Source organism: Providencia sp. PROV208, from assembly GCF_028479465.1.
Taxonomy (GTDB): domain Bacteria; phylum Pseudomonadota; class Gammaproteobacteria; order Enterobacterales; family Enterobacteriaceae; genus Providencia; species Providencia alcalifaciens.
In genome coordinates, this window is record NZ_JAMPNS010000007.1 from 57,697 (window position 1) to 72,798 (window position 15,102).

The window sequence follows — 15,102 nt, forward strand, 5'->3', positions numbered from 1 at the left end:
CACAAGGTTTATTGAACGATCTCCTCGCGACCTGTAAAGATAGCGCATCTGCCGATGACATTGTCAGTAAAACCATATCACAATATTGTTTCTTTTAAGCATGAAAAATAATTACGTTATTTTCACCTGTAAAAGCACTAACCCCACAGAATTTTCATTTATTAAGGATTGATCATTAATGGAAAAATCGCAAAAACGCTTGGACTTACCCAAGCTTGTCCTAGGGCTGCTCTCCATTATCTTTATGATAGCCACCTGTTTTTGGGTTTTAAGCCCATTTATTTTAGGATTTATATGGGCGGGGATGATGGTGATTGCGACTTGGCCAATTCTCTTACGATTAGAAGCACGCCTTTGGCATAAACGTTGGCTCGCCTCACTTACCATGGTTCTGCTGATCTTTCTTCTATTTGTTATTCCAACCAGTATTTTGATTGGCAGCATTATCCAAAACAGTGCACCGCTCATTGAATTGGCAAAATCCCCCACTAACATGACATTGCCTGACTTAGAGTGGTTAAACCAAATTCCAATGGTGGGCGAAAAACTGTATTACGCTTGGCATAGTCTCGTTGCCAGTGGCGGAAACGCATTATTGGCAAAAGTTCAACCTTACTTTGGTCAAGCTGCGGGTTGGTTTGCCACTCAAGCCATTAGTGCTAGTCGTTTCTTGTTCCACCTTGTCTTAATGCTACTATTTAGCGGGTTACTCTACTATAAAGGTGAATTAGTGACTTTGGGTGTTCGTCACTTTGCTGTACGCCTTGCCGGCATTCGTGGTGATGCAGCAGTGGTTCTCGCAGCGCAATCCATTCGTGCTGTCGCGCTAGGGGTTGTCGTCACCGCACTGATCCAAGCGATTGTCGGTGGAATTGGTCTAGCTCTGTCTGGTATTAGCTATGCCGCTATCCTTACTGTTTTAATTTTTATCTGCTGCGTAGCGCAACTTGGTCCTCTGCTAGTGATGGTGCCTTCTGTGCTCTGGTTATTTTGGACAGGTGATACCACATGGGCGATTATTCTCGGTGTATGGGCAGCGGTTGTTGCGACCATGGACGGCGTATTACGCCCTTGGCTCATCAAGATGGGGGCAGACCTTCCTATGGTGCTTATTTTAGTGGGAGTCATTGGAGGCATCTTGTCATTCGGGATGATAGGTCTATTTATTGGACCGGTTGTACTGGCCGTTTCATACAGCCTACTTAAAGCGTGGATGAACGAAGTTGCGCCACCAAGCGAAGATTTAGAAGCCACTGAAAAATTTCTTGAAGAAGAATTTTTAATGAAGAAATAAATTTAGTTTAATCCGGAAAAACATGTTTCATTTTGAACATGTTTTTCCATTTAGACATTCTCATTAATATTTAGAAACAATATTTAACACTCTACTGTTAGTTTTTATTTTAAATTATGTTAATATCCCTCCGTCGAATGAATAATCATTTTAGAACAATAAGTAATATTTTATTAAGAGTGTTCTGAGTGATTAAATTATTTAAACGGTTTAATATATTTACGTTAATATCTCTTCGATAATGAATTAATAAGTTGCGTTATTTAATTTCCAACGTGACTTACTTAGCCGAATTGCTGTGTGTAGTCTTTGCCTGTCAGCCCATGATAGGCTTTTTTTTTATCTTTACTCTCCCAGTGCTTACTCCCATCTGCGTCACAGTCATGTCCAGACCTATATCAACAATATAATATTCTTATTACTCTCCTTATACGTAATTACGCATAATTAGAGTAATGGATTTAATGGAGTTAATGGTTTTTATTAATTCAATGGTATTATATTTAACATTGATAATGAATAAAGCGTGAGACTGTAGTTTTATTTTGCTGAAATTCTGAATAATATATTATGAATATTTACGTAAATTAAACTTATATTTTGTTTAATACGGATGAGTTGATGAAAGCGTTATATATATAAATAAAGGTCGGTAAATAGTTATTATTTACCGACCTTTTTATAATTGCCCATCTAAAAATGAATAATCAACCTATTGATTTTCTGCGATTGTCACCCAAGTTTGCACAACAGTATCTGGATTCAAAGATAGGCTATCAATGCCTTCATCCACCAGCCATTGAGCGAAATCTTGATGGTCTGAAGGACCTTGACCACAGATACCAACATACTTGTTCTGACGCTTAGCCGCTTTGATTGCCATCGACAACATCGCTTTCACTGCATCATTACGTTCATCAAACAATTCAGATACAACACCAGAATCTCTATCAAGACCAAGCGTTAACTGAGTCATGTCATTTGAACCAATGGAGAAACCATCAAAATGCTCAAGGAATTGGTCTGCTAATAGTGCGTTGGATGGGATCTCACACATCATAATAAGCTTGAGACCATTTTCACCGCGTTTCAAATCATGCTTAGCTAATTCAGCCACAACAGACTCAGCTTGTGCGACAGTACGAACGAATGGAATCATGACTTCAACGTTAGTCAGTCCCATCGTGTTACGGACACGTTTAACCGCTTCACATTCTAATGCAAAACAATCACTGAATTTTTCAGAGACATAACGCCCAGCACCGCGGAAGCCCAACATTGGGTTCTCTTCCTTCGGTTCATACTTATCGCCACCGACTAAATTCGCATATTCATTGGATTTAAAGTCAGATAAACGAACGATAACGCGTTTAGGCCAGAATGCCGCAGCCAGTGTTGAAATGCCTTCAGTTAGCTTGCTAACATAGAATTCCACTGGGTCATCATAGCCAGCCATCATATTACGGATTTCGGCTTGCAGCTCAGGAGTTTGCTCATCGAATTCGAGCAGCGCTCTTGGATGCACACCAATCATCCGGTTAATGATAAATTCAAGTCTTGCTAAGCCTACGCCTTCATTCGGTAAACAAGCAAAGTCAAATGCACGGTCAGGATTACCCACGTTCATCATGATTTTCACATTTAAACTTGGCATATCTTTAACTTGAGAGCTTTGAACTTCAAACTGTAGCTTTCCGTCATAGACAAAACCGGTATCCCCTTCAGCACAAGAAACCGTGACTTCTTGATTTTCTTTCAGAGTATCCGTTGCATCGCCACAACCGACAACTGCGGGAATGCCCAGTTCACGAGCGATAATTGCTGCGTGACAAGTACGTCCACCACGGTTTGTCACGATGGCGGCAGCTTTTTTCATGATCGGTTCCCAATCAGGGTCCGTCATGTCTGTCACTAACACATCTCCTGGTTGAATGCGATCCATTTCACTTAAGTTATGGATGACTTTCACCGTTCCTGCGCCAATACGATGACCGATAGCACGACCTTCAACTAAAACCTGCCCTTGGTCTTTCAGTTGGTAGCGTTCCATAACCTGCTGGTTAGAACGAACGGTTTCAGGACGCGCTTGGACAATATACAGACGACCATTATGACCATCTTTTGCCCATTCGATATCCATTGGACGACCGTAATGTTTTTCAATCTGTAACGCTTGGCGAGCTAGCTCTTCCACTTCGAGGTCAGTTAAAGAGAAACGATTGTGTAGTGCTTCTGGCACATCTTCAATCTTCACTTGCTTACCGTGCTCTTTACTGTCCGCGTAAACCATCTGCAACTTCTTAGAGCCTAAAGTACGGCGTACAATTGCAGGCTTATTGTTTTTCAGCGTTGGTTTATGCACATAGAATTCATCTGGGTTTACCGCGCCCTGGACAACCATCTCGCCAAGACCATAAGCCGAGGTGATAAAGACGACTTGGTCAAAACCAGATTCAGTATCGATAGTAAACATAACACCGGAAGAAGCGAGGTCAGAACGCACCATTCTTTGTACCCCCGCAGACAGTGCAACGCCACGATGATCGTAACCTTGGTGTACACGATAAGAAATAGCACGGTCATTAAACAGCGACGCAAACACATGTTTAATAGCAACCAAAACCGCTTCAATCCCTTGAACGTTAAGGAATGTCTCTTGCTGCCCAGCAAATGAGGCATCCGGCATATCTTCAGCGGTTGCTGATGAGCGAACAGCAAATGACGCTTCGGCTTCACCTTCAGAAAGCTGGAGGAATGCGTCACGAATATCCTTCTCTAATGCTGGCGTCAATGGTGTATCAATAACCCATTGACGGATCTGAGCACCGGCTACCGCCAGTTGGTTCACATCATCAATATCCGTTTCATCTAGCAGGTTGTAAATACGCTGATTTACACCGCTCTGCTCCAGAAAATCATTAAACGCCTGTGCGGTTGTCGCAAAACCGTTTGGTACGGATACACCAAGATCGGACAAGTTGGTAATCATTTCACCGAGAGAAGCATTTTTGCCTCCAACACGGTCAACATCATTCATCCCTAATTGGTTATACCAAAGTACATTACACGGAGTAAGGCCATTTGTGGACATTGAAAGCGATCCTTTTATAGCAATTTAGTGACAGACAACAAATCGTAAAAAATCTCGTTGGCGAATAATCGCCGCGGGAATAGACTAGCACAGACGTTATGGGAAGATGGACTGGTGAATCGTTCCATCAATTAATAAAAATTTTTTGTTCTAAAAATTGTTCAAAATTTGGCTATACTTCCCCCACAAATTATTTTTTGACGTTTATTCACTAACAATATTTTTCAAAACTCAGAAAAAACACGATAAAAAGAAGCTATTTATGAGCGAATTAAATTCTATGAGTAAAAGTGCCAGCCAAGTCCAGCGTACCGTTTTTTTCATCTCCGATGGCACCGCGATTACCGCTGAAACGTTAGGGCACGCTGTCTTATCTCAGTTCCCTTTATCCTTTATTTCTTACACGTTGCCGTTCGTCACCAATCAAGCCCGTGCCCTTGAAATTAAGCAAAAAATCGATGCCATCTACGTGGAAACGAACCTTCGTCCTTTAGTGTTCTATTCAATCATTTCGCCAGAAGTCAAAGAGATCATCACCCAAAGTGCAGGTTTTTGTCAGGATATTGTCCAAAGTCTTGTTGCCCCAATCCAACGAGAAGTGGGATTAGAGCCTGAGCCTAAATTGAATCGTACTCATGGATTATCCATGCAAAATATGAATCAATATGACGCTCGCATTGCCGCCATTGAATATACTCTCGCACATGATGATGGAATTTCACTGCGCAACCTTGAGCAAGCCCAAGTGATCTTAATTGGTGTATCACGCTGTGGGAAAACACCCACCAGCTTATACTTAGCGATGCAGTTTGGTATTCAAGCCGCTAACTATCCCTTCACGGCTGATGATATGGACAATTTACAACTACCCGCAGCATTGCGTCCATATACTCACAAATTATTTGGATTAACCATCAGCCCTGAACGACTCGCGGCTATTCGTGAAGAACGACGAGAAAACAGCCGTTATGCGTCACTCCGCCAATGTCGTATTGAAATTGCAGAAGTAGAAGCTCTATTTAGACAGAATAAAATCAATTACTTAAATACGACGAACTATTCCGTTGAAGAAATTTCAGCCAAAGTGATCGATACGATGGGATTACAGCGCCGTATTTTTTAATAAAATTAATTATAAAAAATTATTCATTCACCCTAGTTGATGGTTTGAATTTGAGCCACTTTCGTTTATTGTGACATTAGTCACTAATACGGCAGGACAAAATGGTTCAGCCGAGTACCAGTTTTGAGAAACGAAATGCAAAAAACAGATGAGTTACGCACTCAGCGAGTGGACAGTTTAATTACGCCACAAGCGCTCGCTGAGGAATTTCCTATATCCCAAGCAATTGCCGAAAACGTGACAGCGTCACGTAAAAGAATTGAAAAGATCTTATCCGGTGAAGACCCTCGTTTATTGGTCATCGTAGGTCCGTGCTCTATTCATGATATTGATGCTGCTATTGAATATGCGAATAAGCTCAATGTGCTACGCCAAAAATATCAAGATCGCTTAGAAATTGTCATGCGCACCTATTTTGAAAAGCCTCGCACCGTTGTAGGTTGGAAAGGTTTAATCTCTGATCCACACCTCGATAATTCATGCCAAGTGAATACAGGGATTCGATTAGCCCGTAAGCTTTTGATTGAAGTTAACCAATTAGGGTTAGCAACCGCCACTGAATTTTTGGATATGGTGACCGGACAATACATTGCTGACTTGATTAGCTGGGGTGCTATCGGCGCAAGAACAACAGAAAGCCAAATTCACCGCGAAATGGCGTCTGCACTGTCCTGCCCTGTAGGCTTTAAAAATGGAACTGATGGCAATATTAATATTGCAATTGATGCCATCCGTGCCGCTAAAGCACAACATATGTTTTTATCTCCAGATAAAAACGGGCAAATGACTATCTACCAAACTCGCGGTAACCCTCATGGGCATATCATTATGCGCGGTGGTAAAAAACCTAACTACGAAGCGCAATACATTTCACAAGCCTGTGAAAAGTTAAATGAGTTCGGTTTGGCTGAGCATTTAGTCGTCGACTTTAGCCATGGGAATTGCCAAAAGATCCATCGCCGTCAATTAGATGTCGCACAAGACATCGCACAACAAATAAAGCAAGGCTCCAAAGCAATTAGCGGTGTCATGGCTGAAAGCTTCTTAAAAGAAGGTAATCAAAAGATTTGTGCAGATCAGCCTTTAGTCTATGGTCAGTCAATTACCGACCCATGTTTGGGTTGGGAAGATACAGAACAATTGATTGAAATTCTGGCTGACGCCGTTAATTCCCGTTTTAAGTAACTCGTCATTGAATTGCTCCCTCAGTGCTTTAGATGCCTTTTTAATCTAAAGCACGCTTCTCTATCTCCCCCTCAAATACATCTCAGTAAACCAATTTCACCATCAATATAATTATCTGATTATTTACTATTTTTCATTATTATTATCCAGAAAACACTTGATACTACCACTTTATTAACGATAATGATTATCGTTTTAATTATGAGCTACCCATAAATAGTTTTCTTATTTAGGCAACTAGCACTCTATTAACCAGGAAAGGATTTCCGATGGCGTTTATCATGACATGCGCATCAAGACAAGATGCTCCTCGCACCAAGATATTTTCTTTATCAACATTAACAGTTGCTCTTGCAATGACCGGTTTTAGTACAACAAGCCTAGCAACCAAGGATGTAATCTACGTCACAACCCCTCCACTAAATAGCGAAAAATTTGCTGTTGCAGAACAATTTGAAGTGATTGACGCAACTGCACCTGAACAACAAACTGCGTCATCTGCCCTTGATTTATTAAAAGGACAAGCGGGTATTTTTGTGACTGGGGCGGGTAGTACCTATGGACAATCCGTACAAATGGTGGCATACAGATTAATAAGCTAGCATATTCGTGTTATAGCGTGGAAATACAGACAATTACCGCAAGCTGATTTAGAACTGTTGGATAGTTCGAGTTCATTTGCGGTAATTTTTTGCCCCAAATCTGCCCCATTAAACAAATCCCCTCATCCTCACGTCACAATTTCGACACAGTTTGTCACAGTGATTTATCCTACGTGCTATGCTCATTCCAAACCCATCACCTACTAACTAACAATGAGAAATAAAAATCTCGGAACCATCATCAAACAAAAACGCATCGAAAAAAATATCTCAACATCGGAAATCGTTAAAAACTTAGCAATCCCCGAAGCTGAGTATATTCGAGTCGAAAGTGGTAATGCGTCTATCTATGTAGATGATTTGATGATTATTACTGAAATACTCGGTGTTGATATGCGCGAATTATTGGAAGTATATAAGCGTAATTAGAGCACTATAGCAAAGCATCATCCTCGCAGATATCTTGCTTTTCACTCTCCGCTTCCTCACGCGCAGCTTTTTCAGCCTCTTCTTTCGCTACCCGTTCCGCTTCAATTTTCGCTAATTGCTCTGCTTCAGCTAGATTCTGATTGTAGATAGAGTTAGGTGGCATTTCGACTCGCATATCTATCCAGCGGGATTCTGGAACATCACACGGCTCATAGTTTTCAAAGTAAACAGGCGTACCCTCTTCATCAAAGTACTTTATGCGCTTGTTCTGGAAACGTTCAGGCATATCTGCGTTCTGTTGGTGGAAAACAAACACTTCAATATCGCCATCCGGTCTCACCTCATAATCAATGAGAATCATATTTTTACCATTATGATCTTGAGGAATAACAAAGCCGTTATTGACACCCCATGCACCATCAGCATTAAAACCGATGACACCTTTAATGAGATAATGACCTACACCAAGGTGTTCCATTTCTACGCCTTCAGATTCATCGTTTAGTTCGACATGGTCTGAATAAACTTTAATGACTGGAGAAGCTTTTTTGATATTGCCTTGACTATCTACTGTTGTGTTTGAAGTACCCCACAGAGTGCTGGTTTTATATGACGTAGTATTAGCGGATATGCCAGTAGTTATTCTTGTTATGGCTGTATATATGTCAGTTGAGATATTTGTGAAGGTATCACCTGCTCTATACATCAGATTTGGCGCATATCTGTAAACATAGTCCGAACCACCTATTTCAGTCCTCCAGATTCTACTTTCCCGCGTTCTAAATGTCTCAATAACACCAGATGGGTCAGTATTTGCTGCTGTCCCCTCCCCCTTGCCGCCCCAGCCAAAATCTCCAACTTGCATCAAAGTACCACTCTTGTTTGGAACCCCTATCACCGCGATGTTGGTGTTGTTCGCTTCTCTATGAATTATGTTAAAAGTATTTGGAAAAGTTTTCGGAGCTGTTTCTAAAGATATATAAGACCCGTCGGCTCTAATCAGGTTCATTCTAGGGTAGTCACCAGAACCAGTAACTTTAATTGTATCCCTACTTTCAACCCAACCACGGTTGTCAGCTGTCGCAAGCATTTTTACATTTGCAATATAATAGGCAGATTGCACCCCGTTATTTACAGGAACAAGAGTTGCATCCGTTACATGCTGGGATATTTCAATATCCCCTTGTGTATTGGCTAAGCATGTGTAGTTGGTATAGTTACCAGCTCTCAACCATATCTCAGCTTTATACGCATTAACTTGTTTTATCAGCACTGGAGCAATGGTCGTACTACCGATGTCAAAATGACCAGTACAGAAGTAAGAACCGAGGATATTCTTTTCAGGTTTTTGTCCATTCCCAATAGTTAAATTGATAATACCAAAGTGTTGTTCATTCTCACTCCCTGCGCCAGATGATGAGTACCCAGAAGAAGATGTGTTTGTAACAAAAATTTGATAACGCTGAGCTTGGGAGGAAGCATCCCCAACCCCTATTGTACATATTTTAATAAAAGTAGCTCCACCACCAGATTGACCAGCAAACCAGCTTGCCGCCGCCCTAGCTTCGCCAGTAACACGATTAAGGGCTGCTAAGTCTCTACCTTGCCAAGTTAGCTTTCCGTCCTCTGTCAATACTAAAGCTGTTCCAGCGATGTCATTAACGAACGCAAGTCTATCCTTATCGTTAGGGGCGCCGATATACCCCCGGCGTTTCCCGTCCATCTTCTGAAAGCTCAAAAATAGCGCCTGATTTTCAGAAGTATTTCTTAAGTTTAACGCGTCGCTATTTTTTGTTATTGTCCCACCAGTTCTATTCAGCTTACCATCTATCTGCTTTTGCAATTCAACAAGACTCTCAAGCCTTACAGTTTCCCCTGTCGGCGTTTTGACTTCAACAATCCCATCCTGCGTCATCCACGCGTCCATGTTTCGCAAGAAATACTGGATATACTGCTGATTCGCTAGCATCTTGCGAACACCATCGCTCATGCTGTCTAGAACGAAAGTCGTAATCTGATACTTCGCTGCAGTGGCTGCAACCGGTACCGGGTAATTGAGGTTAATCTCTGTATCTGAATTCACAGATAACACAGTGTTCATGAATACAGTGTTATTGATGAGGTAGGAGATTGGACAGCCTTCGGAGATACCCGCCAAATTATCTTTCCAGCGCGTTCCGGTACCTTTTATTTTTGTTTGTCCTGCCGTGGTTGCGATTGTGCCTGTTTGATAAATCATTTTTTAACTCCAAAATTTGGACGCAAAAAAAACCGCTTTCGCGGCTTATCGTTTAATTGAATATTTAGAAGTAGTCGTTGAAGTCGATGGCGTAGCTGCCGGCATACACTATCTTGTTGTACATGTAGTTGGCATACGTGGGGTAATCACCGATGGTCCACATCCTTTTCGCTATAAGCTGTTTACCTGATACCCTAAATCCAGACATGTAGCAGTTAACGGTATTCCCCTCATTCTCCAGCCATGTATTAGGGCTATCCATCGTAAACATCGGGACATCAAATTTACTGGTGGCAACATTATTGCTCGTGTTAACTATCTGCCCATTGTTATAAAACGGTGTGTACTCGGAGTTGAAGACTACTTTACCCTCTCTGTTCCAAATCGTCAGTCCATCGGAAGGTTGAAGATTTAATCCGGACGCAAATATCACAACATATACCCAACCAGACTCTAGCGAAATTATCCGGTTATTAGGTCTGTCGTAGCGTATCGTTTGGCTTGTATTTTCAGGTCTAATAAATACACAAACCGAGTTACGGTTAGGAATAGAATCCGGAACGCTCCAATAACCCCGCCCATTCTTATCCGCTTGTATAAATATTTTTTGCCGAAACACACAATAGGAAACCGTGGATTCTTGGGTGATAGCTCTAAAGTTATCAACGGCAGCATCTAGCTGTGAATTAATAAAAAGCCCATAAGAGTCTTGCGGGGCTTCCTTTAGTACACCGTATAAGAAAAAGTGGGAGTTACCATCACTCCCCGGTAACCAACCTGAATCACCGCCCCACCAGTCATAGTTGCAATAGAATGTATCACCCGATACCCAATAGCTCCCGATACTCACGCCCTGCACCGAACCATAAGCTAGAAAGTGGCATAACGCTGAAGGCACAATGACCACATTGTATTTCGACATACCCGGTACATTAACTGACTTATTTTTTTGATACGGCTGTGGGCTGAGTGGATGAATAACAATATGCTTTAAGAAGGTTAGAGGATAGGAATTGTTAGTGATTTCAATCGGCTTCCCGCCGTCTTTAGGGTTTATGAATAGCCCATAATTATCACTCATGCTGGACGCCTCCCCACTTTCACGGCCCATCTTCCATTTTCGTCATAGACTGTCATTCCGGTACCATCGACTAACACCCGGCCTGCATCCCCAACGATTTTAAAATCCCCGCTGATGAGTAGTTTGTTAAACTCCGCATCGCCAGTTTTAGCGTCAATATTAAAACCCACCTTGCCGGGAACGTAATTTGCTGACGTCATTTTGTCAGTCACAACAACTTCGTTAAGCCATGCTTTGCTAATGAATGCTTCATTCATGAAAACTTGACCGTTTTTCATGTATAAGAAGGGCTCCATTTTTCCATTAACTGGATTATAGAAAGCAAAGTTATTCGCATTGAAACCGATGAATGACTCGATTTTACCGTTTTTCAGTTCAGCGCTAATCACCATACCTGCAGCGTTGTATTTCTTATCATCAACAACAATCGTGATATTGGTACTGTGCATCGCATAGCCTTCGCCTTGCTTGAACTCAGCTTGCATCTTGGTATTGATTAACGCTTCCTGGTCTTTAAATTTTACTTGCAGCTGGGTTTGCGACTCTGCAAATGCGCCATCTAATTTCGCAACAGCCTTATCTAGCGTGGCAACCTCAGATTTCACGCCGTTAATGGAGGCATTGACCGTCGTGTACTTCTCAGCCCAAGCCAGTTCACTGTCCGCATACACACGCCATAGCTCTTTAATTTGAGCTTGCGACTGTCCATGCTTAACAAATAAATCCTCTTGAAGCTCATAGGTCGCAGCCATGTTGATTAGGCATGCCTCATTAAGCCAATCGAGTGTTTTATCAAGCTGTTTACCCGCTTCGGCGGTCATGAAATGCCCATCAAGTTCTGGCATGATAGTATTCACGTCAAACTCAGACTCACCACGAGCGAATGAAGTCCATTCCGATTCATTGCCTGATTTATCCACCAGCCTCGCCCTGAAGTAAAAAGCAATACCCGCAGCCAAGCCCGCTAACTCATGAGAACGCGAAGGGTAAGGAACATCAGCAAGTAACATCAGCCCATTACCATCATTGGTTTTGCTGTACTGAATCTCTGTTTTTAACGTATCGCTGGTGTTTTCACCAAAGCCCCAATCAAGTTTAATGCCGAACACGAGCGAAGATGCTCTAAAATTCACAGGCTTAGGTGGGTTCCCTGCTTTTCCTGTCAGTGTTGTTTCTGGCGCATTCGCCCAAATGCTGGAAATTTCAGACGCATTAATCGCTCTGACTCGCACTTGATATCGACCAGAATAAATCCCGTCAACATCAAATCCCAGCGAGGATGTGCGAGGTACGTTGATCCAGTTGCCATTATCACGACGCCATTGAGCCTCATACGCAATCGCACTATCTGGCGCTTCCCAACTGACACTCAGCGTAGAAAAGGCAATGCCCTGATCCACTCTAGAATAAGATGAGATTTTTACGTTTTTCGGGGCTGGCTGAACACTTGGGGGAATAACCGTAATAGGACGCTCATCAATGCGGGCGCCAGAATCAATGTGTTCATAATTGTCAGGGTTATGAATGGCGCCACTGATGGTGTAAGTGTTATCGCCGTTGTCGCTGATATTAATCACTCGATATAACTGGACGGCTAAATCATCCGAATCTACGACCCATACAGCCTCTTTTTGCGGTACCTGCGAGTATTCGACAGAAACCGTGACCACTTTCTTGTTTACCGAAGTAACAGTACGCCCTTCTGATTTTCCATCAGGCAGGTTGATGATCAGGCGGTCACCCGCTTTAATTGACGTGACTCTATCAAGAGTAATGTTTCGCCCATTCGCTGAGGAGATACGTCCCCCGGTGTCACGCCCCGCCAAGTTCGAATCAGCTACGGCAATGATATGACCAGGAGAAGGGATCGCCCCTTCTAGCCCAGTAGCAAAGGTGATCATGCGGTCATTCGCATTCGTGAGTAATGCCCAACGCCCGCGACGATTTGCTTCACTTTGTCGAGTGCAACCAATCGCAGAAAGCTCGACTTTACGCACCATTTTATAGCGGCGCTGTAAGTTTAAATCTGATACCGCCTCGACTTCATCATTACTGTGGTTATTAATATTGCTATATGAAACTAGCGCTTGCGTATATCTTGTTTGGGAGCTACCACCTGAATAGGTTGGTTTTCCTCCGACAATATTGGCATTAGTAAACGTACGGAAGATGCTGGATGGCATGTCTGCAACCGTGTTCACTTTATTATCCGCCCAGAAGGTCATGCCACGGAATATCGCCGCAGTATCCCGTAATACGGTATACGCTGCCTCTTGTGATTGAATATATACATCGCACAAGAAACGAGGCTCTTTGCCATCACCACCATGCCCATCGGGTACCAATTCATCACAATATTGTGCGATCTTATACAAGTCCCACTTTTCAATCTGAGAAGGCTTGATTCGGTCACCACAACCATAACGATTATTGAGCACTAAATCATAAAATACCCAAGCAGGGTTATTGGTTGCCGCCAGTTTAAAGGTGCCATCCCATACGCCTGAATAAACCCGATTGACCGGATCATAGTTTGTTGGCACTTTAATCAGCAAACCACCTTTAGGACGCAAACTGACTTTAGGAATGCGATTGTTGAATTGCCGGGCATTGAAGGTGATAAATAATAAAGCTGTGTTTGGGTACCGTAATTTGGCGTCAATCACTTCAACAATTGCAGCTACATTAATCCGATCTGCAATACGCGCATTATTCTGGTTTTTAGTTAATCGACGAACACGAACTTGCCATCCTGTAGTCGCTTTAGGTAAATCAATACGGTGTGTTCTTGGGTATTCGCTGGTGGTCTTGCCATCAAATGCAGATTTAACAACCTCTTTATAACCCGCCCCATCTGTCGATAACTCAATCACATAGGCAACATAGTATCCTGTTGTATCCCCGTTATCGTGTTGCTGGAGAAATTGAGGTACAGACAAGCGAATGCGGATCGCTGATAACTGGGTATTATTGACTGTTCTCACATAAGGCTGATCATCTTTTAACTCCATCCCTACTGCAATTTCATTATCTACAGATGGGATACCTTGAATGTATTCTTGATGTTCACTACCTGAGCGAAATTCCCAAGTTACACCTTCGAAATTCTTAGAGCCATCGGCATTCCCGATCGGGGTATCATCAAGAAATATTCTCGTGTCATCCAAACCACCTGCTATTTCTCCTTCAGAAACAGCAAGAAGCAACTTTGCTGTAGATTCAGCAAGTAAACTATCTGGTGACTCTACGGGAGTATGACCGCCACCGCCGCCACCTTTTGCGCCGTATATCATCGTTTCCATATTTCACCCACAAAAAAGCGGCAATTAAGCCGCTCGTGTTAATGCGTTCATTTCGCTATTTTTGATCTTCGGTATAGATTCCCGCGGAGATAACCGCTCCACCTATCTCACGACGACCAATACCATACAAGAGAGGAACCGGATTACCTTGCGCCGTCGTATTCACAGCACCACCAAAGGCATAAGAAGGTTTATTGTCTGCATCTTGTCGCATCGATAAACCACGAGGCTGTGGTGAAAGCATTTGCACAATCCCACCAATAGCCATTGCAGCCCCACTCATCGCAGCAGCGCCAGCCCATCCACCCGCAGTAAATGCAGCCCCTAAGCCACCAGTGAAATATGTTGCTGCCGCAATTAAAGCAACACCAATCACAGTCTGGAAGAAACCACCACGCTTACTCCCTTTAATTACCGGAGCAATGCGAATATCTTCGCAAGTATCAAGATACAATTCATTTTTAGTAATATTGCGCTGACCTTTAAATACCGCAAATTCCAGCCCTTTCAGATGCGCATTGGCAAGGAACTGCTCAAATCCATCATAGAGTACCGATAGCGCTTTAATCGCTTCACGCGGAGAATCGATAGCAAGCCGATGCTCGCGACCAAATTGGGTACCCAAAACACCATAGAGTCGTATTGTTTTTAAACTCATGCCAACTCCTTACGTCTGACTATTTTCACTGTCCTATCTCGCCAATAATCACTGTATGGAACGATGCGGCTGAGCTGACCGTATAAGTGGTGAAGCAA

10 protein-coding genes, 1 other RNA gene and 1 pseudogene are annotated in these 15,102 nt (G+C 42.7%); 6 read left to right on the top strand and 6 right to left on the bottom strand.

Annotated features, from left to right (window positions below):
• The first annotated feature begins 178 nt into the window (after nucleotides 1-178).
• Both ydiK and rprA read left to right on the top strand, forming a co-directional pair.
• Complete coding sequence (gene ydiK, locus PR766_RS06410; protein WP_006660095.1) at nucleotides 179-1,294, top strand: AI-2E family transporter YdiK; 1,116 nt, start codon at nucleotides 179-181, stop codon at nucleotides 1,292-1,294.
• 235 nt (nucleotides 1,295-1,529) lie between these two features.
• An RNA gene (gene rprA, locus PR766_RS06415) (antisense sRNA RprA) lies at nucleotides 1,530-1,636 on the top strand.
• Nucleotides 1,637-2,006: 370 nt separating this feature from the next.
• Here rprA and ppsA read toward each other — a convergent pair.
• Nucleotides 2,007-4,385: a phosphoenolpyruvate synthase gene (ppsA, locus tag PR766_RS06420; protein WP_154636653.1), complete on the bottom strand. Its 2,379-nt coding sequence runs from the start codon at nucleotides 4,383-4,385 to the stop codon at nucleotides 2,007-2,009.
• A 280-nt stretch (nucleotides 4,386-4,665) separates the two neighbouring features.
• Between ppsA and ppsR the strand changes: the two genes are divergently transcribed.
• The 4 genes from ppsR to PR766_RS06440 all read left to right on the top strand — a co-directional run bounded on the left by ppsR (nucleotide 4,666) and on the right by PR766_RS06440 (nucleotide 7,724).
• Nucleotides 4,666-5,508: a posphoenolpyruvate synthetase regulatory kinase/phosphorylase PpsR gene (gene ppsR / locus PR766_RS06425; RefSeq protein ID WP_179896531.1), complete on the top strand. Its 843-nt coding sequence runs from the start codon at nucleotides 4,666-4,668 to the stop codon at nucleotides 5,506-5,508.
• 135 nt (nucleotides 5,509-5,643) lie between these two features.
• Nucleotides 5,644-6,693 (top strand): 3-deoxy-7-phosphoheptulonate synthase, encoded by a 1,050-nt coding sequence (locus PR766_RS06430; RefSeq protein WP_006660098.1) that lies wholly within the window; start codon nucleotides 5,644-5,646, stop codon nucleotides 6,691-6,693.
• A 281-nt stretch (nucleotides 6,694-6,974) separates the two neighbouring features.
• Entirely contained in the window at nucleotides 6,975-7,295 is a 321-nt protein-coding gene (locus PR766_RS06435; RefSeq protein WP_230083783.1) for a hypothetical protein, read from the top strand.
• 213 nt (nucleotides 7,296-7,508) lie between these two features.
• Nucleotides 7,509-7,724: a helix-turn-helix domain-containing protein gene (locus PR766_RS06440; RefSeq protein ID WP_006660100.1), complete on the top strand. Its 216-nt coding sequence runs from the start codon at nucleotides 7,509-7,511 to the stop codon at nucleotides 7,722-7,724.
• Between the two features lie 4 nt (nucleotides 7,725-7,728).
• On the opposite strand, the gene PR766_RS06445 is transcribed toward PR766_RS06440, so the two are convergent.
• The 5 genes and pseudogenes from PR766_RS06445 to PR766_RS06465 form a co-directional block, all read right to left on the bottom strand.
• On the bottom strand, nucleotides 7,729-9,963 hold the full coding sequence (locus PR766_RS06445; RefSeq protein ID WP_154636654.1) for a phage tail fiber protein: 2,235 nt from the start codon (nucleotides 9,961-9,963) through the stop codon (nucleotides 7,729-7,731).
• A gap of 64 nt (nucleotides 9,964-10,027) precedes the next feature.
• Nucleotides 10,028-11,074 carry a DUF6453 family protein gene (locus PR766_RS06450; RefSeq protein ID WP_326832540.1) on the bottom strand — a complete coding sequence of 349 codons (1,047 nt, stop codon included), beginning with the start codon at nucleotides 11,072-11,074 and terminating at the stop codon, nucleotides 10,028-10,030.
• The gene (gene gpJ / locus PR766_RS06455; RefSeq protein WP_154636656.1) at nucleotides 11,041-14,346 is read right to left on the bottom strand and encodes a TipJ family phage tail tip protein; all 3,306 of its coding nucleotides are present in this window, start codon (nucleotides 14,344-14,346) and stop codon (nucleotides 11,041-11,043) included. Before gpJ ends, PR766_RS06450 begins: the two co-directional genes overlap by 34 nt.
• A gap of 55 nt (nucleotides 14,347-14,401) precedes the next feature.
• Nucleotides 14,402-15,004 (bottom strand): tail assembly protein, encoded by a 603-nt coding sequence (locus tag PR766_RS06460; RefSeq protein ID WP_154636657.1) that lies wholly within the window; start codon nucleotides 15,002-15,004, stop codon nucleotides 14,402-14,404.
• Nucleotides 15,001-15,102 (bottom strand): annotated as a pseudogene (locus PR766_RS06465) (peptidase P60); the annotation flags it as partial. The gene PR766_RS06460 and the pseudogene PR766_RS06465, both read right to left, overlap by 4 nt.

Excerpts from the sequence above, each read along its gene's own strand:
- ydiK (WP_006660095.1), top strand. The coding sequence starts at position 179 with ATGGAAAAATCGCAAAAACGCTTGGACTTACCCAAGCTTGTCCTAGGG.
- ppsA (WP_154636653.1), bottom strand. The coding sequence starts at position 4,385 with ATGTCCACAAATGGCCTTACTCCGTGTAATGTACTTTGGTATAACCAA.
- ppsR (WP_179896531.1), top strand. The coding sequence starts at position 4,666 with ATGAGTAAAAGTGCCAGCCAAGTCCAGCGTACCGTTTTTTTCATCTCC.
- PR766_RS06430 (WP_006660098.1), top strand. The coding sequence starts at position 5,644 with ATGCAAAAAACAGATGAGTTACGCACTCAGCGAGTGGACAGTTTAATT.
- PR766_RS06435 (WP_230083783.1), top strand. The coding sequence starts at position 6,975 with ATGACATGCGCATCAAGACAAGATGCTCCTCGCACCAAGATATTTTCT.
- PR766_RS06440 (WP_006660100.1), top strand. The coding sequence starts at position 7,509 with ATGAGAAATAAAAATCTCGGAACCATCATCAAACAAAAACGCATCGAA.
- PR766_RS06445 (WP_154636654.1), bottom strand. The coding sequence starts at position 9,963 with ATGATTTATCAAACAGGCACAATCGCAACCACGGCAGGACAAACAAAA.
- PR766_RS06450 (WP_326832540.1), bottom strand. The coding sequence starts at position 11,074 with ATGGGCCGTGAAAGTGGGGAGGCGTCCAGCATGAGTGATAATTATGGG.
- gpJ (WP_154636656.1), bottom strand. The coding sequence starts at position 14,346 with ATGGAAACGATGATATACGGCGCAAAAGGTGGCGGCGGTGGCGGTCAT.
- PR766_RS06460 (WP_154636657.1), bottom strand. The coding sequence starts at position 15,004 with ATGAGTTTAAAAACAATACGACTCTATGGTGTTTTGGGTACCCAATTT.